The organism is Nonomuraea glycinis (genome assembly GCF_035920485.1).
GTDB lineage: Bacteria > Actinomycetota > Actinomycetes > Streptosporangiales > Streptosporangiaceae > Nonomuraea > Nonomuraea glycinis.
Map to the genome: position 1 here is coordinate 7046306 of NZ_CP109166.1, position 22872 is coordinate 7069177.

Genomic DNA, 22872 nt, shown 5'->3' on the forward strand with positions numbered 1-22872 from the left:
AGGAGCTACGCATGGATGGTCCAGACCGACTCGGCCCCGATGGGAAGCCTCAGTATCTGGTGGAGCGTAACGCCGGATATTTCGAGTATCAGCTGCCCATATCGGTCAAGCTCGTCATCGACATCGACGGTAAAATACCGCTGCTCATGAACGAGCGGGACGAGTGGGAGTTGCCCGGGGGGAAGCTGGAGGTCGGCGAAACTCCCGAAGTGTGCGTATGCAGAGAAGTGTACGAAGAGCTCAATCTCACCGTCACAGTCGAATCGATCATCGATACGTGGGTCTACGAGATCACGCCGCTGCGTCATACCTTTATCGTGAGCTACGGCTCGACATATCGCGGGAACGAGCAGATCCGAAGCTCTAACGAGCACAAAAAGTTGGGCCTGTTCGGGTACGGCGAAGTTTCTGGCCTCCACATGCCCGAACAGTACAAACGAAGCATAGAACGATGGCAGAAGCTTCCCGCGAGATGCTGAGATCCCTCGGGAGCATCGGCCGGCAAACGCCGACCGGCTCATCGCCACCTGGGGGAGGGCGTGATCGTTGAGATCGCCCCCTCTGTTTTCGGCGTCCGACCCCGGTGTCGGGATCGTTCGGTATCGTCGAGCGCGGCGTCGAAGGAGAGGTCATCCCCCATGGTCCAGCAGCCCCTGCTCCGCGAGGTCATCGACATCAAGGAGTCGATCTCCACCTCGGATTTCGTGCTGAGCCTGGCGGAGGCGGTGACGCCCGAAGGGGCCGAGCGGGCGCTCAAGGACTATGTGGTCACCGAGCGCCTGCTGGAGAACTTCGACGAGGCGATCGGGCTGATCAAGTCCGCTCTCGACGGGCGTACGTCGAAAGCGGCCTACCTGCACGGCTCGTTCGGCTCCGGCAAGTCGCACTTCATGGCGGTGCTGTACGCACTGCTCAGACACGACCGGTCCGCCTGGCGGCGCCCGGAGTTCGACCCCGTGCTCACCAGGCACGAGTGGTTGGAGCGCGAGGGTAAGAAGTTCCTTCTCGTGCCGTACCACATGCTGGGGGCCAAGGCCCTGGAGCAGCGGGTGCTCGGCGGCTACGTCAGCCACGTCAAGAAGCTGCACCCGGACGCGCCCACCCCGCAGGTCTACCGGACGGACTCGTTGTTCGCCGACATCCGGGCCATGCGCGAGCGGATGGGCGACGACGCGGTCGTCAAAGGGCTCGGGTTCGGCGACGAGGGCGACGACGAGTGGGGGGAGTCGTTCGCGTGGACGCCCGCCCTGCTCGACACCGCGCTGGGCGCGGAGGAGGCGCACGACGGCGGCGCCCCGCTGGACCTGGTGCATCCGGCCACGCCGGCCGAGTTGCGGGCCAAACTCGTGCAGGACGCGAGCACCAGCCTGCTGCCCGGCTTCGCGCGGAACGCGGTCGAGGACGAGCACGGGTTCATCTCGCTGGACGCCGGACTGTCGGTGATCGCCGAACACGCCAGATCGCTCGGTTATGACGGGCTCATCCTCTTCATGGACGAGCTGATCCTCTGGCTGGCGACGCTCATCCACGACCAGCGGTTCGTCGCCCGTGAGGCCAGTAAGATCACGAACTTCGTGGAGGGCGGCGACGCCCGGCGGGCGATCCCCATCATCTCGTTCATCGCGCGCCAGCGTGACCTGCGGGAGCTGGTCGGCGAGGAGGTGTCGGGCGCTGCCGAGGCGTCCATCCAGGACACGCTCAACCTCGCGTCCGGGCGCTTCGACAAGATCACCCTGGAGGATCGCAACCTTCCGCAGATCGCCCACGCCCGTGTGGTCAAGCCGATGAACGACGAGGCGGCGGCGCTGGTCAACGCCGCGTTCGAGCGGACCAAGAAGGTCGGCCCGCAGGTCTGGGACACGCTGCTCGGCTCGGACAAGGGCAGCACCGGCGCGGACGAGGAGTCCTTCCGGCTGACGTACCCCTTCTCGCCCGCGTTCATGGACACGCTGGTGCACATCTCCTCCGCTTTGCAACGTTCCCGGACCGGTCTGAAGCTGATGGGACAGCTTCTCGCCGACCACCGTGGTCACCTGCGGCTGGGCGATCTGGTCCCGCTGGGAGACCTCTACGAGGTGATCGCCGCGGGCGGGGACAAGCCGTTCGTGGACAGCCTGAAAGTGGTCTTCGAGGCCGCCGACCGGCTCTACAAGACCAAGCTCCGGCCCTACCTGCTCGGCGTCAACGAGGTCACCGAGGACGACGTCGAGCGCTTCCTGCACCGGCCCGAGACGATCACCGATCCCGGGCTGGCCCAGCGCTGCCGGGTGTTCGTCGGGGACAACCGGCTGATCTGCACGCTACTGCTGTCAGCCCTCGCGCCCAGCGTGCCCGCGCTCAGCGACCTGACGATCCGGCGGCTCGGCGCGCTCAACCACGGCTCGGTGACCGCGCCCATCCCGGGCAGCGAGGTCGGCATCATCAAGGCCAAGGTGGCCGACTGGGCGGCCCGCTTTCCCGAGATCAAGGAGACGGGCACCGACGCCAACCCGGCCGTACGGCTGGAGCTCACCGGCGTCGACGTGGACTCGGTCCTGGCCAACGCCGCCGTCAACGACAATCCCGGCAACCGGATCGCGCTGGCCAAGAAGCTCCTCGCGGCCGAGCTGGGTGTGGACCGTCCCAACGGCCGGCTGGGGGCCGACGAACTGCGCCTGGTGTGGCGCGGCTCCGAACGCACCATCGAGGTGATCTTCGGGAACATCGCCGACGAGAGCGAGATCGAGGACCACGACCTGCAGCCCCAGCTCGACGGGCAGTGGCGGATCGTCGTGGACCTGCCCTTCGACGAGGGCGACTACGGGCCCGTCGACGACGTCAACCGCATGCGTGACCTGCGCGAGCGCCCGCGCATGGGCAAGGCGCCGCAGACGGTCGGCTGGGTGCCCGCCCACCTGTCGGCGCAGCGGATGGCGGACTTCAAGCGGCTGGTCGTCATCGACAAGGCGCTCTCCGACGAGCACCGCTTCGCCACCCAGTACGCCGGTCACCTCAACGCCGACAACCGCGCTCGGGCCAAGGGCCTGCTGGAGACACAGCGCGACGCGCTGCTCAAGCAGGTCCGTACGGCCTTCAAGGGCGCCTACGGCCTGGACGCGAAGAAGGCGGCCGATGTCGAGCTGGGCTTCGACGAGCATTTCGCGCCCCTGCCGGACCTGGCCGGGCTGACCGTATCCTTCGGGCAGTCGCTGCGTGACGCCATCCGGCACGTCGCGGGCCAACTGCTCGCCCATCAGTTCCCCGCCCACCCCGAGCTGGACCGGGACGCCACCGGCCTCGCGGTGAGACCGGCCGACGCCAGGACGGTGTTCGGCCATGTCCGGGCCGCCGCCGAGGCGCGCGACGGGCGCGTGGAGGTGCCGGCCAAGGACCGCAAGCTGATGGAGCGCCTCGCCTGGCCGCTCGGGCTCGGGCAGCAGAAGGAGGCGTACTTCGAGCTGTCCACCCGGTGGGCCGACCACTTCCGGCGGGAGGCGCAGCGCGAGGGCGTCACCGGCGACCTCAGCGTGATCACGCTCACCGACTGGACGGACCGGCCGGAGCGGCGCGGCCTGGAGCCGTTCCTGGCCAACCTCGTGGTTGCGGCCTTCGCCGAGATGGACGACCGGGTGTGGGTGCGCGAGGGCGTGCCGCTGGAGCCCGCGCCCGAACTCTCACAGATCAAGCCGCGTGACGCGCTGCGCAGCCAGCCCCTGCCGGAGGAGGCCGACTGGGCGGAGGCCCGGCAGCGGTTCGAGGTCATCTTCGGCGGCAAAGCGCCGACGCTACGCCGTGGCCGCATGGTCAACCAGTTCGCCCGGCAGATCTCCGAAGCCGCCCGGGAGCACCGTGAGACCGCGGCCGGACTGGTCCGGCAGTTGGAGGCGCACGCGAGCTTCCTCGGGCTGGACGACACCGACGAGAGCGGGCGGCTTTCGCTGGCCCGCCGTTCGGTGGACCTGCTCACGGCGTTGCAGGAAGCCGGGCGAGGCGCGGGTGGGGCGAAGAAGGTCATCGAGGTGCTGGCCCGGTTCGACCTTGGGCAGGTGAGCGCCGACCGCTACGGCAGCTCGGTCAAGCGGGCGCACGAGGTCGAGCGGGCGCTGGCCGGAGCCGCCTGGGACACGCTGGAGCTGGCACAGGGGCAGGGCGCGGAAGGACTGGCGCTGCTGGAGTCCCTGCGCCGGGTGGCCAACGCCGACCCCCGGACGGCGGCGGACCTCCCCGATGCGCTCAGTAGCACGCGGGGTAAGGTCACCGCCCTGATCAAGCGTTCCCAGCGGCCCGTCGGCCCGGGCGCAGGCTCCGTCGGTCCGGGGGGCGGGAACGGCTCTGCCGGTGAGACGGGCCGGGCGGGGGGCACCGGCCAGACGGGCGGCCATGGCGACGGACACGGCTCTGCCGGCGGGACCGGCGCGTCGGGGGATACCGGCCTGATCGGTGGGAGCGGACCGGCGGACGGCGCGGGTGGGCTCGGCGGCCTGGACAGTTCCGGCCGAATATCGGACAAGCTCGATACACCCAGTCGTTCCGGACGAAAGCGTACGAAAGCCTCTCAAGCAGTGGCGGAGCTGGCCGCTGAGCTGGCCGAACTGGTGGCCGGCGAGCCGGACGCCATCATCGAGGTCTCTTGGCAGGTCGTGCAGCGATGAGCACAGCGGTCACCGTCGCGGTGCGGCTGAACGCCGTGACCGTCGCCCAGTATCTGTCCTCCCAGACCTCGCTGACCGGCTCTCCCGGCGAACGGCGGCGCGTCGTCCTGCTGCGCTCCGCGCCTGCGTGGGACGGGCCGGATGAGCTCGAGTTCGGAGAGGGGCTCCGCGCGCGGATGGCCACCGCGCCGTCGCCGCTCGCCGTACACGAGCTGGCGCTCGGCCACCTGGCCGGGCAGGACGAGCCCGCGGTGCTGGTCGTGCTGACCGATCGGGAGCAGAGCGAGCTCGACCCGGCGATCCTCGCCCGGGTGCACAAGCAGCGCGTCCAGACCGTGGACAGCTGGAGCGTCGTACGGGAGGCGTTCGGCGCCGGGCAGGTCGACCCGCGGCTGAGTGAGGACGACTGGGCGGCCGAGGCGCTGCTGGACGCCACTCCGCCGGGCGGCTGGCCGCCGCTGGCGGGCGGGGTGCTGTCGCGCCGCACCGCCCTGTCGACACTGGCCCTGCGTCGGCTCGGGCTCGGCCGCTACAGCGAAGATCCGCTGGCCGACGACGAGGGCCTCGACACCCACGCCCTGCTGCGATGGTCGCTCGTCCCCGGCGCCCCGGAGCGGCTGCTGGCCCTGCGCGGGCCGGAGCGGGCCGGTCTCATGACGTTCCTGGGCGAAGAAGACCTGGCGGGCCGGGCACTGCTCGCGCTGGTGGCAGCCGGGCACGGGCCGGACGCGGTGGCGTTCGGGCTGGTCTGCGCGTCGCTGTGGCTGCGATCCGACGCCGACGAGCAGACCTACCGCGCCCGAGGCCGGGCCGAGCGCTACTTCGGCGACGAACCACCCGCGACGGGGGAGGTCCTGGACGCGCTGGTCATCCCGTTCGGCAGGGCCTGCGAGGAGTACGTGACCGCGCTGCTGGCGGCAGGCCGTACCGACGGCGACGAGGAGCACACCCGCCAGGTGCGGCGGATCACCAGCAGGGTGCTGGAGCGGGCAGGAGGGCTCGCCACGCACTTCGGCGCCGAGAGCGCGGTGGCCGCGAGCCCGGTCCTGGCCGCGGGACTCGACGCCCGGTTCGCGGCGGCAGGCCGGGCGTTGGCGGGCCGGGGCTCACAAGCGATCGCCCGCGCCGTCCGGGATCTGGGAGCGCACGGCCTGGCCGCCGACCCGGACCCGCGCGTGCGAATCACCCGGGCACGGATGGGGCAGCGGCTCGCCCAGTGGCTCGCCACCGACCCGCCTACGGAGGCGGAGACGGTGGCGGCGGCGATGGAACGCCACCTGTCCGAAACCGGATGGGTGGATCAGGCGCTGGAGCACGTTGAGTCGGGCGGTGACCCCGAACCCGCGCTCAGAGCGGCCTACGACCGGCTGGGCACCGACGTCCGCGAGCGGCGGCGGGCGATCGACCATTCCTTCGCCAGGAGGCTGGAGGCGAGCACCGACCCCGGCGGCATGCTCACCGTCGAGTCCTTCCTGACGCGCGTGGTCAAGCCCGTGGCCGTCAAGAGGGAGCGGCGGGTCATGCTGCTCGTCCTGGACGGGATGAGCGCGGCGATCGCCACCGAGCTGGGGGAGGAACTGCGGCGCGACTGGGCCGAGTACGATCCGCTGCCGGACGAGCGGACCCCCAAGCGGCGGGCGATGGCCGCCGCCCTGCCCACCCTGACCACGATCTCCCGCACCTCCCTGTTCGCCGGAAAACTGATGAAGGGCACGCAGGCCGACGAGAAGCGGCTCTTCCCGGCGCACCGCTTCTGGGGGAGCGCTCAGGCGGCCGTTTTCCACAAGGACGACCTGCGAGGTGACGGCGTCGGCGACGCCTTCGGGCCGGAGCTCACCCAGGCGCTGGCCGATGAGGACACCCACGTCGCCGTCGTGTTGAACACCATCGACGACCGGCTCGGCAAGGAGCAGAAGCTGGGTGACGGCGCCTGGCGGCTCGACGACATCGGCAAACTGCGCGAGCTGTTGCGGATGGCGGCGGACCAGGGCAGAGCGGTCATCATCGTCAGTGATCACGGGCATGTCGTGGACCGGCACGGGATCAAGCTCGACGGCGACGGGATCGCCTCCGCCCGGCACCGCACCCCGGGTGAGCCCGTACGAGAGAGCGAGATCGCGTTGTCCGGCCCGCGGGTGGTGTGGCCGCAGCCGGGCGCCGAGATCGTCGCGCTGTGGGACGCGGACTCCCGCTACACCTCGCAGAAGGCCGGCTATCACGGTGGTGCGGCGGTCGCCGAGTTCACCATCCCGGTGCTGGCGTTCCTGCCCTTCGGCGCGGAGCCGCCCAGAGGCTGGCGCGAACTGGGCGATCAGCGTCCTCCATGGTGGTCCCTGGAAGAGGTGCAGCCTGTCGCGCCCACACCACTGCCCGCGCCCAAGAAAGCACAGAAGCGATCGAAGTCACGACAGGAGCTCGGTGACGCGCTGTTCGACATGGTCCTGGCACCGGCGGAGGACGCCCTGCTCGCCCCCCGGCTCCGGTCGCCCGCCGATCGGCTGGCGGACGAGCTCCTGGCCTCGCAGACTTTCGAGGAGCAGGTGAGCCTCCTGGCGCGCAAGCCGCCCATGGACAAGGTCGACCAGGCAATCCGCGTGCTCCTCGACGCGGGCACGCTTCCGGCCACCGCCCTGGCCCAGCGCATCGGCTACCCGGTGACCCGGGCCGACGGCTTCGCCGCCGTCCTGCGCCAGCTCCTCAACTACGACGGGGTCCAGGTCCTGGAGACACTTCCGGACGCGCGGACCCTGCGCCTGCACACGGCACTGCTGCGGGACCAGTTCGAGCTGGGACACTGATCGACGTGAGTGTCACCAGATCCGCCCAGGTCAGTGCCGCGCGCCGGCGATCGGTGATCGATGCGTTGCGGCGCGGCGCGGTGCCGGAGAGCGGGCTCGACCTGCTCGCCACCGGCCTGGACAGGTTCGAGTCGGCGCTTGACGCCGAGTTGGACGCCGTCACCACCGGCGGATCGGTGTTCAAGGCCGTCAGGGGAGAGTACGGCTCCGGCAAGACGTTCTTCTCCCGATGGCTCGGCGAGCGCGCCAAGCGTCGCAATTTCGCGGTCGCCGAGATCCAGATTTCCGAGAACGAGACGCCGCTGCACAAGCTGGAGACCGTCTACCGGCGGCTGACCGAACGGCTCACCACCGCCAGCTTCCCGCCGAGCGCGCTGCGACCGGTGGTGGACGCCTGGTTCTACGCGCTGGAGGAGGACGCGCTCGCAGCCGGAGCCGGCGACGACGAACTCTCCGCCGAGGTGGACACGCTCCTGGCCGCCCGCCTCGCCGAAGTGTCCCGGCAGGCGCCCTCCTTCGCGACCGCGTTGCGTGGCTACCGGGCCGCGCTGCTCGACGGGGACGAGGCCACGGCCGCGGCCGTGCTGGCCTGGCTCGGCGGGCAGCCCCACGTGGCCGCCGCCGCCCGCAGGTCCGCCGGAGTGCGCGGCGACCTCGACCACTTCGGCGCGCTGGGTTTCCTGCAAGGGCTGCTGACCGTGCTGCGCGACAGCGGACATCCCGGGCTGCTCGTCGTGCTCGACGAGGTCGAGACCCTGCAACGTGTCCGCTCCGACGCCCGCGACAAGGCGCTCAACGCGCTGCGGCAGCTCATCGACGAGGTGCACTCCGGCCGCTTCCCCGGCCTCTACCTGGTGATCACCGGCACCCCGGCGTTCTACGACGGGCAGCAGGGCGTGCAGCGGCTCGCGCCCCTCGCCCAGCGGCTGTCCACCGACTTCAGCACCGACCCGCGCTTCGACAACCCGCGCGCCGTGCAACTCCGGCTGCCGGGCTTCACCCAGGAGTCGCTGGTAAGCCTGGGGCTGACCATCCGCGACCTGTACGCGGCCGGTGCCGCCGAACGGGTCAAGGCCATCGCCGACGACGCGTACGTCACCGAGCTCGCACAGGCGGTCGGCGGGGCGCTCGGCGGCAAGATCGGGGTGGCGCCCCGGCTGTTCCTGAAGAAACTCGTTGGAGACGTACTCGACCGGATCGACCAGTTCGAGGACTTCGACCCGCGGCGGCACTACCGGCTCACCCTGGCGGGCAACGAGCTCACCGACCTTGAGCGCAATCTCGTCGTCTCGGCCGACGACCTCGACCTGGACCTGTGATGGTCGATCCGGTGGAGCGGCTCGACCCGGTCGTGCTGCACCACATCGTCAACACTCTCGGCTGGCCCGATCTGCGCCCCATGCAACGGGCGGCGATCGAGCCGCTGATGAACGGGGAGGACGCGGTGCTCCTGGCCCAGACGGCCGGTGGCAAGACCGAGGCGGCCTGCTTCCCGCTGCTGTCCGCGATGACGGCGCAGCACTGGACCGGCGTGTCCGTGCTGTACCTGTGCCCGCTGAAAGCCCTGCTCAACAACCTCATCACCCGCATCGACGGCTACGCGCAGTGGCTCGGGCGGCGGGCGGCTCTCTGGCATGGGGACACGCGCGCATCACAGCGGCGGCGGATCCGCACCGACCCTCCGGACATTCTGCTCACCACACCCGAATCTCTTGAGGCGATGCTGATCGGATTCACCACGGACCACGCCCACCTGCTGGGACAGGTCCGAGTGGTGGTGGTGGACGAGGTGCACGCCTTCGCCGGAGACGATCGCGGCTGGCACCTGCTCGCCGTGCTGGAGCGGCTGGAGCGCGTCACCGGGCACTCCATCCAGCGCATCGGCCTGTCCGCCACCGTGGGCAATCCGCGGCACCTGCTCACCTGGCTGCAAGGCGCCGCCGCCGGTCGGCGGGCCGGGCAGGTGATCGCGCCGGACCTCGCCGCGTCGCCTTCACCGGGTGACGTCGAGCTCGACTACGTCGGCTCGCTCGACAACGCCGCGCGGGTGATCTCGACGCTGCATCGGGGAGAGAAGCGGCTGGTGTTCTGTGACTCGCGGCGGCAGGTGGAGCACCTGGGTGCGGCGCTGCGTGCTCGTGAGGTGAACGTGTTCCTGTCCCACGCCTCGCTCTCCGCCGACGAACGGTCGCGTTCGGAGCAGGCGTTCGCGGAGGCGCGCGACTGCGTCATCGTCTCCACCTCGACGCTCGAACTCGGTATCGACGTGGGCGACCTGGACAGGGTCATCCAGATCGACGCGCCCCGCACCGTCGCGTCGTTCCTGCAGCGCCTCGGCCGCACAGGGCGCCGCGCGGACACCGTACGCAACTGTCTGTTTCTCACCACCACCAAGGAGGGCCTGCTCCAGGCGGCGGGGCTGGCGGTGTTGTGGGGGAAGGGCTGGGTGGAGCCGGTGAACGCGCCCCCCGAACCCCGCCACCTGGTCGCGCAGCAACTGCTCGCCGTCACGCTCCAGCGGCACACGGTCGGCGATCGGATGTGGCCCGCTGAGTGGAACGGGCTCGCGCCCTTCGACCGCTCGGCCGAGCCCATCCTGCGGCACCTGGTCAGCCAGGGTTACCTTGATGAGGATGGCGGGCTGCTGTTCGTCGGCCCCGAGGCAGAGCGGCGCTTCGGCCGGCGGCACTTCATCGAGCTGACCGCGTCCTTCACCGCCCCACCCCAGTTCACCGTGCTCGCGGGACGGCAGGAGATCGGGCGGACCGACCCTTCGGTGCTGACGGAGGAACGACCGGGCCCCAGGCTGCTGCTGCTCGGCGGCCGTAGCTGGCGGGTGACGTTCATCGACTGGACCCGCAGGAGAGCGTTCGTCGAACCCGCCGACAGCGGTGGCGTCGCCAAGTGGACCGGCGGCGTGGTCACCGGACTGTCGTACGACCTGGCCCGCGCCATGCGGGAGGTGCTGCTCGGCGCCGATCCTCCGGTGACGCTCACCCGTCGCGCGCGGGCGGCGCTCGCCGAGTGGCGTGAGGAGGAGGCGCCCGGTCTCGTCCATCCGGGCGGGACGCTGGTGACCAAGGTTGGTGAGGACGTCCGGTGGTGGACGTGGGCCGGCTACCGCGCCAACGCGACACTCGCCGCCACGCTGCCATCGGTCACCGATCCCGTCCAGCGGGCGACCGACCTTTTCGTACGGCTCAGTACGGATCTCACCGCGGCTGCCTGGCGCGAGGCCCGCACCGGAGCCGCGCTCGTCCTACCGGATGTCGATCGGCGCGCCGTCCACGGGCTGAAGTTCGCCGCCGCGCTGCCGGAACGGCTGGCGGTGGCGACGGTCGCGGCCAGGCTGGCGGACTTCGACGGGGCTCAGGCGGTACTGGCGGAGCCGGTGCGCCTTCAGCTCGGGTGATCGGTTGTGCTCTGCGACGAAGAACGCGGCCTGCGTTGACGCACGGCCCGTCGCCGCAGCACCCTTCCGTAGGCGATCCTGGCCCCATCATCCAAACGGAGGAGCGACTGATGCTGGTTCTGCACGGCGGCACGATCATCGACGGTACGGGCACCGACCCGGTGACGGGATCGGCGCTGCGGCTCGACGGCGAGCGGATCGCCGGGTTCGGCGCCGCCGAGGGCGCGGTCAACCTGGACGTCGATGGGTTGACCGTACTGCCTGGATTGATCGATCTGCACGCGCACCTCGGTCTGGTCGACTTCGGTGAGGCGGGGATGCCGCCCGCGCTGATCGCGGCCGCGGCGTTCGAGAATCTGGGGTTGTGCCTGGAGGCCGGGTTCACCACGGTGCGTGAGCTCGGCGGCCTGGACGGTGGCACGGTGCAGGCACTGCGGCAGGGGGCCGTGCGCGGGCCGCGGCTGCTGCCTTCCGGGCCGCTGCTGTGCCAGAGCGGCGGGCACGGCGATCTGGGACCGTCGTACCTCTCGCACGGTCATGACGTGCCGAGCATTCCCGGGCTGATCCAGCGGAGTCAGGTCTGCGACGGCCCCGACGAGGTGCGCAGGGCCGCGCGGATGGCGTTCCGGCACGGTGCGACGCAGCTCAAGATGTGCGTCTCCGGGGGAGTGGTGTCGCACAACGACGCGATGGAGGACACGCAGTTCAGCGTCGCCGAGATGCGGGCGGCGGTGGAGGAGGCGCGGGCCAGGGGCACGTACGTGACCGCGCACGCGCACAACGCCGACGCCATCCGGATGGGCCTCGAAGCGGGGATCGAATGCTTCGAGCATGCCACGTACCTCACCGAGGAGGTGGCGGCGCAGGTCGCCGCGGCGGGGGCGGCGCTGGACTTCACCGTATCCATCTGCGAGCTGTTGCGTGACCAGGCCGCCGAATGGGGAGTGCCGGAGACCGGGTTGCCCAAGCTGGAGGGCGCGGCGAAGGCCGCCGGCGAATCGCTCCTGATGGCCCGGGAACACGGCATTCTCGTCGGCTCCGGCTCGGACCTGCTGGGCAGGGGCCAGAACCGGCGCGGCCTGGAGATCGCCCACCGGGCGGGACTCGTCGGCGCCATGGCGGCCATCGTCACCGCGACCTCGTCCAACGCCCGGATCCTGCGCCTCGATGACGAGCTCGGCACGCTGCGGGCGGGCAAGCGCGCGGACGTGATCGCGGTGAGCGGCGATCCGCTGGCCGAGCCGGAGCTCTTCGACGACCCGTCCCGCGTGGTCCTGGTGATCCAGGACGGCCGGATCGTCAAGGACACACTCAGCCTGGCCACGCCGTGAGGGTCCTGAGGTAACGCAGGCGTGTCGAAGCGGACAGTGACTGTGCGATTACAGTGTGTGACGAGTGGCCGTGTCAGCGGCCCCGACACGCACCGGAGACGCCCATGCGACGTATCACCCCCAAGGTCGCCGCCCTCGTAGCGATCGCGATGCTCGCCCTGACCGCACCCGCTCAGGCCCAGCGGGCAGCAGCCCCCGAGGCCTACTTCGAGTTCACCGACAGCACCCGGGAAAGGGCCGTCCTCAAGCTCACCGACCCGGCCAAGATCCAGCACGCCAGGGAGTTGGTGACCGGCATCACCAACGACAGGCCGCACGTCCTGGGCAGGATCGTCAAGCGCCCCGCCCCCTACAACCCCCGCTGGTCCTACCACTACAACCCCGAGACGGTCGACTTCTTCGACTTCGCCATCGAGGTGTGCGACGCCTCGATCCCCTACGTCGAAGACCACCTGGACGAGGCGGGCGGCGCGTTCCTGCCCGGCCTGGTCTGGTGCCCCTGGAGCTCACGCCTGGTGCGCGAGATCCCCATGCCGTAGGACGCCGAGTGAGCCCGGGCCGGTGTGCCCGGGCTCATTCAGGGGGCCTCGACGGCCGGCGTCCGGCTCCGGCGCAGGCGGGCGAGCCAGGGCATCGACGACCTGCCCGGCCCGAGCCGGTAGACCCCCAGCAGCCAGTCGGCCAGCCTGTCCCGGTCGATGACGATCACATGCTCACGGGCCGTATCGGCCGCCTGCGTGCTGAGGTAGTGCGAGGTCACCAGCACCCCTTGATGGTCCTTGTACGGCGCGGCGTGCAGGGCTCCGACGAAGTCGCGCACACCACCGGGCCCCAGAGGGCGGGTGTAGTACTTGCACTGGACGGCGTACGGACTGCCGTCCGGCGCGACGCCGAGAACGTCGATGCCTCGATCCCCGGACCCGCCCACCACCCGGACCTTGCGGAACCCGTCGCGCCGCAGCAGCTCGGCCGCCAGCTCCTCGAAGCGTTTGGGGTCGAGCCGGTCCAGCCCGGCCCGCAGCAGCGCCTCCCGCCGATAGCTCGCCCCGAGGCGGCGCACCACGACGACGGCCGCGCCCAGCAGGACGGCGAGCGTGACCACGGTGGCGGCCAGCGGCAGCCACGACGATCTGAGGAAGTCGAGCACCCACGGCAGCACGAACACCGCCGCGACCGGCAGGGCCAGCCAGGCCGGACTCACCTGCCCACGGCGTCTCCTGCGGGTCGGACGTCCGCGTGCTGATGTCCGGCGCCTCGCCATCGCGACCTCCAGGAAGAGAAGACACCCACGAGTCTGAACGGCGGGACCGACAGTTTCCGCCTCACAGGCGGTCAGCGCTTCCCGCGGGCGGTCCTTGGTGAACCAGAAGGTGGCTCAGGAGCGCGAACCGCTCGGTCAGCTCGTGGCGGGTGAAGGGGATACGCGGCACGAGAGCGGGAGGATGCTGCCCCGGCCGGATGAGCACCTCGGAGTGGGACCTGCTCACCACGCCCTCCAGGAAGAGGGTGACGGTCAGCCCGCTTGCCACGTCAACGCGGTGGAAGGTCTCCGCCGCCTGCGAATAGGCGGAGCCCGCGCCCACCTCCATGATCGCGGAAGGGACGACCGCCGTGGCGCCCGCGGCCCGCAGCCGCCAGCCGTCGGCCTGCAGCGGCGTGTCGTCGATGAACCTGGTGTACGGAGATCCCCCGCACTTCTCCACGAACAGCTCCGACCGGACCAGCCCGGCGACCACCGCGGAGGAGAAGGGAAAACGATGGTTGTGCGGGTGCTCCTCACCGCGTTCGGTCTCCGGCCACCACACGTGCATGCGGATCCGGCCCGCCGGATGACGGCACCACAGCACGTACTTGTCGAATCCGAGCGGATGCCGGTACGACGAGTCGGCGACGCGGCGTGCGGCGGCTTCGTCGGCGATGAGCGCGTCCAGCAGCGGGGCGAGCCGATGAGGCCGGGACAGCAGCCCGAGCGCCGCCCGCTGCCGCCTCGCCGGCGCCTTCACCAGCTCGGTCAAGCGCATGATCAGGTCAGCCATGACCGGTGCCCAGGCTCAGCTCGACCACGCACAGACAGTGGTCGGAGAAGGTCTGGACGACCCGGGTGGACACCTGCTCGGCCAGGGTCGAGTGGACGATGTCGTCGATGGTCTTGCCCTTGTGCGTGGGCACCGTCACCGATGACCTCAGATCCGCGTTCATCCGGTGCAGCAGCAGCTGACGGTGGGGGGTGTTGAAGTCACCGGCGATGATGAGGAGCTCATCTCCTTCTGGTTCGAGCTGTTTGGCCAGGTTGTCCCAGATGTAGCCGAAGGAGCCGTCCTCGGCGCGTCTGCCGAAGCGGTGGAAGGGCGGCATGTGCAAGGAGGTCATCGCCACCACCCGGCCCCGTGCCTTGACCCAGGCGGTGACCGTGCCCTTGTCGAAGGAGGTCATGCTGGGGCTCTCCAGCCCTGGATTCGGCAGCCTCCCGGCCGTGCTCACCTCGATGGGGAACCTGCTGGCCACCGCCACACCCGAGAGCTGTCCTCTCGCCAGCCAGGCCGGCGAGAGGACCTGCACCGCATGGTGGCGCAGCTGGGTCCGCTCGGCCAGCGAAACCAGCAGCGGCGACGGGCGTTCCTCTCCTGGAAAGGGCACCTCCTGGAGCGCGAGCAGGTCGAGCCGCTCGGCCAGGACGCGTTCGACGCACTCCTCGAAGGACTGACCGCGTTCGGTCATCCCTTCATGGACGTTCCAGGCGCCCACTCGGATCGTCGAGGTCAGGTGGACATCGGCCGCCGCATCGCGTAGTCGCGGACGACGCTCAGCCCCTGATAGGTCATCCAGATGGGGCGTACCTCTTGCCATCGCCAGATTCCGTTCTCTTGACGAGCCAGGATCGTCTCCATGGAGTCCCGCAGCATCGCCGGTGCGGGATCGTCACAGGCCAACAATGCCTTGGCGACCCATGCGACGGTGAAGTGATCGATGGTGATCGTGTCAAGGTTCGCGCCCACCGGGCGCCTCAGACGTTCGCTGCGGTCGGCCAGATCCCTGCTCCTCACCAACCAGGCCAGCCCCGCCTCGACCGAATCGTCCAGCTCGCCGTGGTGCGGCAGCACGTCGGCGGCCCGCCGCAGCGCCACGATGGCCCTCGCCGTGTGAGCCGTCGACGGCGAGGGCGAGTTGACCAGCCGCTCACCCCACCCGGCTCCGTCGCGCGAGCGGGTGGCGGAGGTGACCAGGTAGTGGGCCAGCTCGGGCAGCAGCGGCGAAGCGGGAGCGACCTCGGCCAGCGTGGCGACCACGGTGCTGATCACTGTGGTGCGTTCGAGCCCGACCTGGTCCTTTCTGGTGATGTCCTCCAGCAGCGCCACCAGCCGCGCCTGCTCAGCCGGATCCAACCCGGCCCGGCTCACGGCGCCCAGCGCCCACGACGTCACCTCGGGCCTGCCGATGCCCCGCTGGCTGCGTGCCGCCCATCCGCCGCCCTCGCACTGCAGCGCCATCAGCGTACGCACCAGCATCGCCCGATCGAGAAGCGGATGATGCAGATCGAGGGCGAGGACGAGACGCAGGCCGTAGGAGGTGCCGGTGGCGCTCGGCGGGAGAGCCTCGTCCAGGAACTGGCACCAGCCACGGAGCTCGGAGTGGTCCGGCATCGACCGGGAGGTGTCGATCAATTTGCGCTTGGCGACCATGCTCAGGCTCGACGGAGCCGGCCATGACACGGCGGGGATCTCGGTCGCCGGGCCTGCGTCATCCAGCGGCTGCGCGACCGCGGGCAGACGACGCAGCGCCGCCAGGCCGAGCCAGATGACGCCCGCCGCCAGCAGCGCCAGCAGGTAACGCAGCCCGTCGAGGGCGAACCAGGTGTCGGGCAGGTGATCGATGAGCACGCCGTAGGCGGTGAAGGCCGCCGCGGGCGGACCTGCGGTGAGGACCGCCTTCAGCGCGCGATGCCGGGAGACGCCGCTGGTCCGCAGGCTGTCATCGATCACGGTCCACCCCGTGGTGTGACATCAGATGCATCAACGGTAATCACCGCCCGGTGCCGCGTCGATGACGTCGCGGCCACGCATACCTAGCGGGGTGACGCGTCGGCCGGGCGGGCTCAGGCCGACGACACCCGTATCGCGCCGCGGGCTCAGCCGGCCGCGGACCCGCCGATCGAGCGCGGATCCGGGCCGGGAGAGGGTGGGAGGTGTGCGTACCAGGATCAGGAGGCGGCGCGGGCCACCGCGATCACGCTGGAGCCGCGCTGTCCGGCCTCGTAGAACATGTACGCGACGCCGCGGTCGGTGCCGAACGCGGGAGCGGCGGACCGCTTGGCGTCCGGAGCTCCGGTCAGCGGGGTGTGGAACACGCCGAGGTGCACCTCCCTGTCGAAGGAGTCGCCCACCTCGGTGAGGTACATCTTGCCGGAGTTGCCGTGGTAGACCACGTACGTGGTGTTGTTGCGGCGTAACAGGTGGGGCCCGCTCAGGTCCGTCAGCCCGTCGCCGGCGGGGGAGACGAGCGGCTGGGGATCGAACCGCCAGGTCCGAGCGTCGGCCGACCAGCCCCAGAAGATCTTGCGGGAGCCGCCTTGGTTGCCCATGTACACCATGGCGTAGCGGGAGCCCAGCGCGGCGATCGAGTGGTCGAAGACGCGGGCGTAGGAGGCCTCGGAGATGCCGGAGACCATCGAGGTGCTGAGCACCACGCCGTGGTAGGTGAAGGTGATCCCGTCGGCGGACGTGGCCAGGCGGGTCGTGCTGTTCTCGCCGTGGAAGTACATGTACCAACTCCTGCTCGCCGCGTGCCAGAAAACATGCGGGGAGGAGACATGGCTGACGTTGTAGTGGCCGGCCCAGGTCGCGCCGATGATCGGGTTGGCCGGGTGCTCGGTGAACGGCCCGGCGAGCGAGTCGCCGTACGCCAGGCAGATGCCGCCGGGCGCGTCGTGCGGCGCGTAGTAGAGGTAGTACCTGCCGCGGGCGCCGGACATGCGGTCGTAGGTGCCGCGCACGCACGGGAAGATCAGCTCGCCGGTCGGGTTGTACCGCAGCGCCGCGGTGTTCAGCGGCCGGCCGAGGTAGGCGTAGGAAGGGAAGCCCGCGGGACCCGCGGCCAGTGCCGCCGCCGAGGCCGGGGCGGAGAGCGCGGGGAGTGCGGCGGCCGCGGTGAGGCCGGTGCCGAGGGCGGCGCGCAGGACGGTGCGACGGTCGAGGACCGGTTCGGACATGCTCTGCCCTTTCGTCATCACACCGATGAAGGTGTGGTCGTGATCACAGAGCATCGATCAGCGAAAATCGCACGTCAACCTGATAATACGAATTACTTCAGCGAAAACTTGGATGAGAGGTGAAGCCCGGCGGGGGGGGGGCGGTGCTGCCGCTACCGGTCCCCCCGGGTGGACGCTCGCGTATGCGCTTGAGCGGACGATGTATGGACCGCCCGGCAGGTGGCGGTCACGATGTTTCCATGCTGCTTCTGCCTCTTGCCGCCCTGGTCCTGCACGGCGCTCTCGCGGGCCTGTTCTACGCCTTCTCGATGTCCGTCATGCCGGGGCTGAACGCCGTCGAGCCCGCCCAGGCCGAGGCGGTCATGCGGAGCATCAACAAGAAGATCCTCAACCCGTGGCTCTTCCTCGCGTTCCTCGGCGCGCCGATCGCCGCGCTGGCTGCCGGGCTGCTCGCGGACGGATCGGCCGCGCTCTGGTTCTTCGCCGCGGCCGGGGTGAACGCCATCGGCTCGTTCCTGATCACCATGGCGATCAACGTGCCGATGAACAACGCCGTCGACGCGGGCACGATGGCGTGGAAGGACTACGCGCCGAGGTGGACCGCCTGGAACACGGTGCGGGCCGTGGCCTGCTTCATCAGCCTCGTCCTGGTCGGCCTCGGCCTGGCCGGCCTGTGACGCCGCGGAATCACCGCAGGTAGCTGGCGCCGTTGAGGTCGATGACCGTGCCGCTGGCCCACTCGGCCAGGGGCGAGGCCAGGTAGACGACCGCCGCGGCGATCTCCTCCGGCCGCGCCACCCGGCCGAACGGGCTCTGCGCCCGGATCTCGTCGCCCCGAGGCGGCTTGAGGTGCTCGTTGGTCATGTCCGTCGCCACGAACCCGGGCGCGACCGCCGCCACCGCGATGCCCCTCGGCGCCAGGGCCACCGCCAGGGACTGGGTGAGCGCGTTGAGGCCGGCCTTGCTCGCGCCGTACGCCGGGCTGTCCGGCTCGCCGCGGAAGGCGCCGCGCGAGGAGACGTTGACGATCCGCCCGCCGGGCGGCAGGTGCTGGAGCGCGCACCAGGTGACGTTGGCGGCCCCGGTCAGGTTGACGTCGAGCGTCCGCCGCCAGGCCGTCTGCCACTCCTCGTAGGACAGGTCGGTCACCGGGTGGTGCAGGAAGACGCCGGCGTTGTTGACCAGCACGTCGATCCCGTCCAGGGCGTCCGCCGCCGCGTCCACCATGCGCCGCACCTCGTCCGGGGCGGCCAGGTCGGCCTGGACGACGGCGTGTCCCGCGCCGGGGAGCTCGCCGAGCAGGCTCTCGGCGAGCTCGGGCGAGTCCCGGTGGTGGATCGCGACCCGGTCGCCCTGGGCGGCGAACGCGGTCGCGACCGCCCGCCCGATCCCTCTCGACGCCCCGGTCACGAGAACTCTTCGTCCGCTCACCAGGGCACCGTAGCAAGGGCCGCTACCAGCGGTCGTGCACCTGCGGACGGATCAGCTCGTCATAGACATCCTGTACGGCCTGCGTCGTCGAGGCGGGCAGCGGCTCCAGCGCGGCGGCCGAGGCGTTGGCCTTGGCCTGGCCGGGGTTGCGGGCGCCGGGGATGACGACGGAGACGCCGGGCTGGTCGAGGATCCAGCGCAGCGCGAACTGGGCCATCGTCGCCCCCTCCGGCACCAGCGGCGCCAGGCGGCGGACCGCTTCCAGGCCGGTGGCGAAGTCCACGCCGGAGAAGGTCTCGCCGACGTCGAACGCCTCACCGTGCCGGTTGTAGGTGCGGTGGTCGTCGGGCGCGAACGTCGTCCGCTCGTCGTACCGGCCGGACAGCAGGCCGCTGGCCAGCGGGACGCGCGCGATGATGCCGACGCCGGCCTCGCGGGCGGCGGGCAGCACCCGCTCCAGCGGCTTGAGCCGGAAGGCGTTGAGGATGATCTGCACGGACGCGACGCCGGGGCGGGCGATGGCGGTCAGCGCCTCCTCGCAGGTCTCCACGCTGACGCCGTACGCGGCGAGCTTCTTCTCCGCGACCAGGGTGTCGAGCGCGTCGAACACCGCGTCGGCCGAGTAGACGGCGGTGGGCGGGCAGTGCAGCTGGACCAGGTCGATGGTGTCGACGCCGAGGTTCTGGCGGGAGCGCTCGTTCCAGGCGCGGAAGTTCGCCAGCACGTAGTTGTCCGGCAGCTGCTCCACCCGGCGGCCCATCTTGGTGGCCACGGTGAGCTCCGGCCGTCCCTTGGCGAAGCGGCCGACGATCTGCTCGCTGCGGCCGTCGCCGTAGACGTCGGCGGTGTCGATGAACGTCACCCCTTCGTCGACCGCCGCTGACAGCGTGGCGACGGCGTCGTCCTCGCTCACCTGACCCCAGTCGGCGCCGAGCTGCCAGGCGCCGAGTCCGACCACGCCGACCTGGCGTCCAGTGCGTCCCAATACGCGGTGTTCCATAGGCCGTAACTCTTCCATATGGCCGCGGACTCTCACGACGGCCAGGAGGCAAGCTTTCGGGAAAGCGGGGATTGTCGGCGGCCGTCGGTAGGGTCCGCGCCATGGCTGACGCAGTGGCGCGAGCGAACGCGCCGACGACCCCCGCGACCTCGACGGCGACCTACGGACTCCGGCCGGATCCGTGGCCGGAGCTGGTCAGGTTCGTCCGGTCGGGTGACACCCAAGGGACCGTCCGGTTCGTGACCGGGCTGGACGAGGCGGGGCGCAAGGCCGTCGCCGCCGCGCTGCCCGGGTACGTCACGGAGCAGAGGCGGCGGATGGACGGCTGGTGGGACTGGCGGCGGCAGTTCTCGCCGCTGCTCATGGCGGGGGTCGGCTGCCTGGGTGGGCCCGCCGCGGTGACCGGGTGGCTGTTCCGGCGGGGATTCAGGTGGCGGGTGGAGGATGATGCCCGCGACCCCGGATGGGTGCTGGAGCTGCTGCGGGACCGGCCCGAGCAGTGGCGGGCGGACGCGGCGGGCCGGATGGTGGCGGGACTGCGCACGGAGGACGCTCATGAGTGGGCGATCGTCGCCGCGTTCGTGCGGGAGACCGGTATCGCCCCGCCCGCCGGGGACCGGTTCGTCGCCGGCTGGCTGCGCACGCTCGATCCGGCCACGGCTGGCGCGGATCCGCTGTTCCCCCATCTCGCTCCGCGCGTCTTCGAGATCGACGGCCTCGGGGAGGTCTTCACCGACCGGGAGGGCGGGGCCGTCCACCGGCTCGTGGAGGACGGGCTGCTGGAGCGGGCGGACGTCGTCGACCGGGTCGTCGGGCGACTGCTGCGCGATGGGCCGTCCGGCATGGTGGCGCTGGTGGACCTGCACGAGCGCCTCGGGCCCGGCCTGGCGGAGGTGACGCCGCGGATCAGGGACTACGTCCGGCTGCTGCCCGTCGCTCCCGCCGGGGTGGCGAGCATGGCGCTGGCGCAGGTCCAGCGGGTGGAGGAAGCCGGGCTGCTGGCGGACGAGCTGTTCGCCGAGGCGATCGACGGGCTGGCGTTCCGGCCGGAGAAGAAGCTGCTGCGAGCCACCGTCACGTGGATCGGGCAGGCCGTGGACCGGGTGCCCGGCCGTACCGACGCCGGGCTCGGCGCGCTGGCGCTGATCCTCGGGCAGGACGCGCTGGACCTCCAGGACCGCGCGACCCGGCAGGCCGTCCGGCTCGCCGCGCGGGCGGGCGAGCAGGGGCGCGAGGCGATCACCGAGGCGGCCGGCCGGCTGCCCGCCGACCTGCGCGAGAAGATCTCCACGGCGTACGGCGAGACGATCGCGGAGGAGCAGGCCGAGGCGCGGCCCCTGGTGGCCGGGCCCGGACCGGGGCTGCCGCCGCCGATCGCCTCGGCCGAGGAGCTCGCGCAGCAGGTCGCCGCCGTCAGATGGCCGCTGGAGGCGCACGAGTTCGAGCGCGTCCTCGCGGGCCTGGTCACGTGGGCGGACCAGGAGCCGCAGGCGCTCCGCGAGGCGCTGCGGCCATGGGCGCTGCGGCTCAGCCCGGTGGACCTCGGCTTCTACGGCCTGGACTTCGGCTCCCACGGCCATGGGTCCATGGAGCGGGCGTACGACCTGCTGCTCCGGGCCGTCTACGCCTTCGCCGCGCCGCAGGACAGCGCGAAGCTCTCGGGGCAGGTCACCGCGAACGGCGCGCGGTGGGACGGGTCGGGGCCGCTCGACCGGCTGTTCCAGCAGCGGGCACGCGAGCTCATCGCGATCTTCGAGTCGGGGGCCCGGTGTCCCGTCCTGCTGGCCGCGCCCACCTCGGGCACCGGGCACGTCGATCCGGAGACGCTGCTCGACCGGCTGGAGCGGCTGGAGGCTGCCGGGGTGGCGGCGCTGCCGGCCGATCTCACGCAGGCCATGCTCCGGCTTCCCCGGACGATCGACCCGGTGCTCATCGAGCGGGCCGGCACGCTGACCTCGGACGCGGGGCGCGCCTGCGCCGAGTGGATGCGGAGCGGCGGGCCGGCCCATCCTGACATGACGCGCTGGGTGCGCAGGCAGCGCGGCCGCTACGGGAGCGACTTCGCGGACGTCCGTGCCGAGCTGAGCCGTTCCCTCGCGGAGCTGCCCGCCCCGTTCGGCGAGCTGTTCATGCCGGGCAACGGGCACTCCTACTTCCCGGCGTGGTGGCCGCTGGCCCTGCCGTCGCACCGCGAGGTCGTGGCGGCGCACCTGATGTCCTCGCTGCCGACGGCCCTGGAGAGCAACGATCGCCAGGTCATGGTGCTGGCCGCGCTGGCACACGGGGACGGGCCGGTCGGGGCCGCGATGGCGTGGGCCCTCGTCTGCGGCATGGGCCATCGCGGCGCCGCGGATCGGGCGGCGGCCGTCGACGCCCTGGTGACGCTCGCCGCGCGCGGTGAGGCGCCGGTCGCGGCGCTGGGCGAGGCGGTGGCGGAGCTGGTCGCGAAGGAGATCGTCAAGCTCAGCCGGGTGATCTCGGCGCTCGACGAGGCGACGCAGGCGGGCGCCCACGCGGTGGTCTGGGCGGTGATCGCGGACGTGCTGCCCCGCCTGCTGCCCGCCGAGGGTGAGCGGCCCCGCAGCGGCCTGGCCGACCTGCTGGCGGCGGGCGCCAGGGCGGCCGGGCTCGCCGGCGCGCGCGGCGAGCTCCCCGGGCTCGCGGCGGTGGCCGCCCGCAAGGGGTCGAGCCGGCTCGTGCAGGAAGCGCGGAGATTACAACTCCAGCTCACTTAGTACGGTCCTGGAGCACCTTCCAGGCTGTCCGCCGAAGGGAGCACCTTCCAGGCTGTCCGCCGAAGGGAGCACTTTCCAGGCTGTTCGCCGAAGCCGGAATAGGGCGGGGGAGGGCTCTGTTGACGTTTCTTAGTTCAAACTTCAACTGTTTGGTGAAGGGAACGTCATGGAGATCGTCTTCATGTTCGTCATGGCAGGCCTGGTGGGCAGTCTACTCACCGGCGCGACGGCGGCCCTCGTGCTGATGGGCATCAGAGACCGCCAGTGGCCGGTGCTCGTGCGGCGGCGGGTCGTCTACCGCGGCTTCGTCCCCCGCTGACCCGGCGCC

The 22872-nt window shown here is 71.1% G+C and carries 17 protein-coding genes; 10 read left to right on the plus strand and 7 right to left on the minus strand.

What is annotated here, in order from left to right; translation table 11 throughout:
* Window positions 1–11 precede the first annotated feature (11 nt).
* From OHA68_RS33025 to OHA68_RS33055, 7 genes are all read left to right on the plus strand, one after another.
* Window positions 12–479, plus strand: a complete 468-nt coding sequence (locus tag OHA68_RS33025; RefSeq protein WP_327103731.1) for an NUDIX hydrolase — start codon at window positions 12–14, stop codon at window positions 477–479.
* A 159-nt stretch (window positions 480–638) separates the two neighbouring features.
* Window positions 639–4631: a BREX-2 system ATPase PglY gene (gene pglY, locus OHA68_RS33030; protein ID WP_327103732.1), complete on the plus strand. Its 3993-nt coding sequence runs from the start codon at window positions 639–641 to the stop codon at window positions 4629–4631.
* Entirely contained in the window at window positions 4628–7429 is a 2802-nt protein-coding gene (gene pglZ / locus OHA68_RS33035) for a BREX-2 system phosphatase PglZ (RefSeq protein WP_327103733.1), read from the plus strand. The genes pglY and pglZ overlap by 4 nt, the downstream gene beginning before the upstream one ends.
* A 5-nt stretch (window positions 7430–7434) precedes the next feature.
* Window positions 7435–8748 carry a BREX system ATP-binding protein BrxD gene (brxD, locus tag OHA68_RS33040; protein ID WP_225277291.1) on the plus strand — a complete coding sequence of 438 codons (1314 nt, stop codon included), beginning with the start codon at window positions 7435–7437 and terminating at the stop codon, window positions 8746–8748.
* Window positions 8748–10841 carry a DEAD/DEAH box helicase gene (locus tag OHA68_RS33045; protein WP_327103734.1) on the plus strand — a complete coding sequence of 698 codons (2094 nt, stop codon included), beginning with the start codon at window positions 8748–8750 and terminating at the stop codon, window positions 10839–10841. Before brxD ends, OHA68_RS33045 begins: the two co-directional genes overlap by 1 nt.
* Window positions 10842–10951: 110 nt before the next feature.
* Window positions 10952–12172: a metal-dependent hydrolase family protein gene (locus tag OHA68_RS33050; RefSeq protein WP_327103735.1), complete on the plus strand. Its 1221-nt coding sequence runs from the start codon at window positions 10952–10954 to the stop codon at window positions 12170–12172.
* Window positions 12173–12276: 104 nt separating this feature from the next.
* Window positions 12277–12711 (plus strand): BP74-related protein, encoded by a 435-nt coding sequence (locus OHA68_RS33055; RefSeq protein WP_327103736.1) that lies wholly within the window; start codon window positions 12277–12279, stop codon window positions 12709–12711.
* A gap of 38 nt (window positions 12712–12749) precedes the next feature.
* Here the strand turns inward: OHA68_RS33055 and OHA68_RS33060 are convergent, their stop codons facing one another.
* From OHA68_RS33060 to OHA68_RS33080, 5 genes are all read right to left on the minus strand, one after another.
* Window positions 12750–13373 carry a restriction endonuclease gene (locus tag OHA68_RS33060; protein ID WP_327103737.1) on the minus strand — a complete coding sequence of 208 codons (624 nt, stop codon included), beginning with the start codon at window positions 13371–13373 and terminating at the stop codon, window positions 12750–12752.
* Window positions 13374–13494: 121 nt separating this feature from the next.
* On the minus strand, window positions 13495–14208 hold the full coding sequence (locus OHA68_RS33065) for a hypothetical protein (RefSeq protein WP_327103738.1): 714 nt from the start codon (window positions 14206–14208) through the stop codon (window positions 13495–13497).
* On the minus strand, window positions 14201–15019 hold the full coding sequence (locus OHA68_RS33070; protein WP_327103739.1) for an endonuclease/exonuclease/phosphatase family protein: 819 nt from the start codon (window positions 15017–15019) through the stop codon (window positions 14201–14203). The genes OHA68_RS33065 and OHA68_RS33070 overlap by 8 nt, the downstream gene beginning before the upstream one ends.
* Entirely contained in the window at window positions 14932–16152 is a 1221-nt protein-coding gene (locus tag OHA68_RS33075; RefSeq protein ID WP_327103740.1) for a hypothetical protein, read from the minus strand. Before OHA68_RS33075 ends, OHA68_RS33070 begins: the two co-directional genes overlap by 88 nt.
* A gap of 218 nt (window positions 16153–16370) precedes the next feature.
* A complete protein-coding gene (locus OHA68_RS33080) occupies window positions 16371–17378 on the minus strand; it encodes a glycoside hydrolase family protein (RefSeq protein WP_327103741.1) in 1008 nt (335 codons plus the stop codon).
* 239 nt (window positions 17379–17617) lie between these two features.
* On the opposite strand from OHA68_RS33080, the gene OHA68_RS33085 reads away from it, so the two are divergent.
* A complete protein-coding gene (locus OHA68_RS33085) occupies window positions 17618–18055 on the plus strand; it encodes an anthrone oxygenase family protein (RefSeq protein ID WP_327103742.1) in 438 nt (145 codons plus the stop codon).
* A 10-nt stretch (window positions 18056–18065) separates the two neighbouring features.
* Here the strand turns inward: OHA68_RS33085 and OHA68_RS33090 are convergent, their stop codons facing one another.
* Window positions 18066–18809: an SDR family NAD(P)-dependent oxidoreductase gene (locus OHA68_RS33090; protein ID WP_327103743.1), complete on the minus strand. Its 744-nt coding sequence runs from the start codon at window positions 18807–18809 to the stop codon at window positions 18066–18068.
* 22 nt (window positions 18810–18831) lie between these two features.
* Complete coding sequence (locus tag OHA68_RS33095; protein ID WP_327103744.1) at window positions 18832–19809, minus strand: aldo/keto reductase; 978 nt, start codon at window positions 19807–19809, stop codon at window positions 18832–18834.
* Window positions 19810–19910: 101 nt separating this feature from the next.
* Between OHA68_RS33095 and OHA68_RS33100 the strand changes: the two genes are divergently transcribed.
* A complete protein-coding gene (locus OHA68_RS33100) occupies window positions 19911–22544 on the plus strand; it encodes a DUF7824 domain-containing protein (protein WP_327103745.1) in 2634 nt (877 codons plus the stop codon).
* A gap of 166 nt (window positions 22545–22710) precedes the next feature.
* Window positions 22711–22863, plus strand: coding sequence for a hypothetical protein (locus OHA68_RS33105; RefSeq protein WP_189139345.1), 153 nt, complete (start codon window positions 22711–22713; stop codon window positions 22861–22863).
* Window positions 22864–22872 lie beyond the last annotated feature (9 nt).

Excerpts from the sequence above, each read along its gene's own strand:
- OHA68_RS33080 (WP_327103741.1), bottom strand. The coding sequence starts at position 17,378 with ATGTCCGAACCGGTCCTCGACCGTCGCACCGTCCTGCGCGCCGCCCTC.
- OHA68_RS33025 (WP_327103731.1), top strand. The coding sequence starts at position 12 with ATGGATGGTCCAGACCGACTCGGCCCCGATGGGAAGCCTCAGTATCTG.
- pglZ (WP_327103733.1), top strand. The coding sequence starts at position 4,628 with ATGAGCACAGCGGTCACCGTCGCGGTGCGGCTGAACGCCGTGACCGTC.
- OHA68_RS33095 (WP_327103744.1), bottom strand. The coding sequence starts at position 19,809 with ATGGAACACCGCGTATTGGGACGCACTGGACGCCAGGTCGGCGTGGTC.
- OHA68_RS33070 (WP_327103739.1), bottom strand. The coding sequence starts at position 15,019 with ATGGCAAGAGGTACGCCCCATCTGGATGACCTATCAGGGGCTGAGCGT.
- OHA68_RS33055 (WP_327103736.1), top strand. The coding sequence starts at position 12,277 with ATGCGACGTATCACCCCCAAGGTCGCCGCCCTCGTAGCGATCGCGATG.
- OHA68_RS33085 (WP_327103742.1), top strand. The coding sequence starts at position 17,618 with ATGCTGCTTCTGCCTCTTGCCGCCCTGGTCCTGCACGGCGCTCTCGCG.
- pglY (WP_327103732.1), top strand. The coding sequence starts at position 639 with ATGGTCCAGCAGCCCCTGCTCCGCGAGGTCATCGACATCAAGGAGTCG.
- OHA68_RS33100 (WP_327103745.1), top strand. The coding sequence starts at position 19,911 with ATGGCTGACGCAGTGGCGCGAGCGAACGCGCCGACGACCCCCGCGACC.
- OHA68_RS33050 (WP_327103735.1), top strand. The coding sequence starts at position 10,952 with ATGCTGGTTCTGCACGGCGGCACGATCATCGACGGTACGGGCACCGAC.
- OHA68_RS33045 (WP_327103734.1), top strand. The coding sequence starts at position 8,748 with ATGGTCGATCCGGTGGAGCGGCTCGACCCGGTCGTGCTGCACCACATC.
- OHA68_RS33105 (WP_189139345.1), top strand. The coding sequence starts at position 22,711 with ATGGAGATCGTCTTCATGTTCGTCATGGCAGGCCTGGTGGGCAGTCTA.
- OHA68_RS33065 (WP_327103738.1), bottom strand. The coding sequence starts at position 14,208 with ATGGCTGACCTGATCATGCGCTTGACCGAGCTGGTGAAGGCGCCGGCG.